This is a genomic window from Mesorhizobium sp. M7A.F.Ca.CA.004.06.1.1 (assembly GCF_003999135.1).
Classification (GTDB): Bacteria; Pseudomonadota; Alphaproteobacteria; order Rhizobiales; family Rhizobiaceae; genus Mesorhizobium.
Genome location: NZ_RZPQ01000798.1, coordinates 1 through 2,620 on the forward strand (window position 1 = coordinate 1; position 2,620 = coordinate 2,620).

The window sequence follows — 2,620 nt, forward strand, 5'->3', positions numbered from 1 at the left end:
CCTTCCTGGCCAAGGCCGACGTCAAGGAATTGTCGCAGCGCGCCCGTTTGCTGAAGAAGCAGATCGCCAAGAAGACCGCCGAACAGGCTGCCGCTTAAAACAGTTCAAAGGCGGGGGACGACCGCCCTGGCCAACCTCTTGTTGGCCTAGGCATCGGATCGAAGCCGCAAGGTTTCGGCAACCCGATGCTTAAATTACGAAGCTAGCGTAATCCGATTTCGGAATACGTTCCGCTGGTTCCATTACCCAGGATAAAAAAATGACTTTCTTCTCGCGATACTTGCCCTTCGTGGCCGCCATGACGCTTGTCGTCGTGGCATCGAACATTCTCGTGCAATTCCCGATGCAGGGCCAGATCGGCGGCCTCTCGCTGGCCGACCTTCTGACCTGGGGGGCCTTCACCTATCCCTTCTCGTTTCTGGTCACCGACCTCGCCAACCGCCGTTACGGCCCCACTGTGGCGCGCCGGATCGTCTTTGTCGGCTTCATGACGGCGGTGATCTGCTCGATCCTTGTCCCGCCCTTCCTGTTCCGTCACGGCCTGATCGAATTCGAGACCGCCGCCGACCGGCTGGTGCGGATCGCGGCCGCGTCCGGAGCGGCGTTCCTTGCCGCGCAATTGCTCGATGTGACTGTCTTCAACCGGCTGCGCCGCCAGAGCTGGTGGCGGGCGCCGATCGTCGGCACGCTGGTCGGGTCGGTGTTCGACACAGCCGTGTTCTTCACCGTCGCGTTCTCGGCCGCCTTTGCCTTCGCTGGTCCCAACGACGGCTTTGCGTTGGAAAACGCACCCTTGATGGGCGTGTTCCATGTCGACGCGATGCGTTGGATCTCCTGGGCGCTGGGCGACCTCAGCGTGAAGCTGATCATCGCCGTGGTGGCGTTGATCCCCTACCGTCTGCTCGCGGCCCGCTGGAGCCAGCCCGCGGTTGCGGCTTAAACCATGATCCCGAAAAGTGGGACCCGATTTTCGGAAAAGATCATGGTCGGACAAAGATCATGATCCCGTGGGTTCAGCTCGATTCGGCAAAGACCCCGGACGGCGGACAAGAACTTCGCCTCAAGCGGCGCGGCACCGAATTCTCGATCATGCTGGGCACCAACGAGCTCATGAACAGCCGCCTCAGCGGTTCCGAGGAAGCGCTGGCAAAACTGTCCTGTGAGCGGATTGCCGGCCATAGCCGGCCCACAATCCTGATCGGTGGGCTTGGCATGGGTTTTACCTTGCGCGCCGCACTCACAGAATTGGCCAATGATGCCGGAATTGTCGTCGCCGAACTGGTGCCCGCCGTCGTCGCCTGGGCACGTGGCCCGATGGCCGAAATCTTTGACGGCTGTCTCGACGATCCTCGCGTCACCATCCAGGAAACCGATGTCGGGCAGTTGATCCGGTCGCGGCCCGCGGCCTGGGACGCCATCCTGCTCGATGTCGACAACGGCCCGGAAGGCATCGTCCACAAATCCAACAACGCACTTTACAGCGTGCAAGGCCTCGCAGCCGCACGCAGCGCCCTGAAACCCGGCGGCGTGCTGGCGGTGTGGTCGCAAGGCCCCGACAGCGGCTTCACGCGGCGGCTGAAGCAGGCAGGCTTCGCGGTCGAAGAGGTCAGTACGCGCGCCAACGGCAAGCGCGGCGCCCGCCATGTCATCTGGATCGCCAACAGGACGTAAGCCGGCTGGCTCAATCCTGGTGGAGAATGAATTCCAGATAGAGGTTGCGCTGCAGGATCGAGTGGTTGTCGTCCGAGATCAGCGACACCATCAGCGCGCCGTCGTCGCGGCTCCAGACGTCGAGCCCTTCCATATTGTCGATCTGGTAGTCCATGTCGGCCTCCAGCAGCACCGGCCCGTCGGCGACCGCGCCCTTCTCGACGCTTTCGCCGTAGATGCGCCGCAGCCGCATCTTGACGCCGCTGGCCATCGAGAAACTGCGCTCCAGAAGCAACAGATCACCATCGGGCAGGAAGGCGCCGTCGGTGATGTCGAAATCGCCATTGCGCTTGACGGTGAAGACGCCCTTGTGCGGCCCATCGATGATGGCGGCATAGATGTTGCCGGCCTTGTCCAGGCTCTTCTCGGAGACCACGACCAGGCCGCCCTCATGCTGGCCGTTGGCATTGGCGTGGGTGACGGTCTCGAAGCCGCGATTCTGGCGCAGCTCGCGGGCCGGCACGACGAAATCCAGCGGCTTGAACGGCGCCTTCATGTCGTTGGGATCGATCTTGAACTGGGCGACGCGGTGGCTGCGCTCGAAGCCGACGGTGGCGATGCCGTCCTTGACCGCGAGACCTTCCGCATCGACCTCCCATTTCCTGTCGATCGGCCGGCCGGTCTGGTCGACCATCTGCTGCATGCGGAAATTCTGGATGCCGGAGGGTCGCTTTTCCGCGTCGCGGACCACCGTGCCGAAGAACCAGAAGCCGGTGTCGGCAACGCCGATGAAGTCACCGCCGGCTGTCAGGAAGCGGAAGGCTGACAGCGCGCCGAAATCGCGTGTCGGCGAGGTCATCTCCAGCCCGCCGACGAATTCGAAAGCGCCGAACTGCTTGTCGGCACGGCCAATGTGGAATTGGGTGATCGGGCGGGCCGAGATTTCGACCGGTTCGACAGAACCAGAGTC

3 protein-coding genes and 1 pseudogene are annotated in these 2,620 nt (G+C 62.8%); 3 read left to right on the top strand and 1 reads right to left on the bottom strand.

Features of this window, described 5'->3' with window-relative positions; translation table 11 throughout:
* The 3 genes and pseudogenes from EN906_RS30280 to EN906_RS30290 all read left to right on the top strand — a co-directional run.
* Nucleotides 1-98: pseudogene (locus EN906_RS30280) on the top strand (50S ribosomal protein L28); the annotation flags it as partial.
* 161 nt (nucleotides 99-259) lie between these two features.
* A complete protein-coding gene (locus EN906_RS30285) occupies nucleotides 260-940 on the top strand; it encodes a queuosine precursor transporter (RefSeq protein ID WP_127266961.1) in 681 nt (226 codons plus the stop codon).
* Nucleotides 941-999: 59 nt separating this feature from the next.
* Nucleotides 1,000-1,671 (top strand): hypothetical protein, encoded by a 672-nt coding sequence (locus EN906_RS30290; RefSeq protein WP_127266962.1) that lies wholly within the window; start codon nucleotides 1,000-1,002, stop codon nucleotides 1,669-1,671.
* Between the two features lie 10 nt (nucleotides 1,672-1,681).
* On the opposite strand, the gene EN906_RS30295 is transcribed toward EN906_RS30290, so the two are convergent.
* On the bottom strand, nucleotides 1,682-2,620 hold a 939-nt coding region (locus tag EN906_RS30295), incomplete at its 5' end, for an esterase-like activity of phytase family protein (protein WP_127375612.1).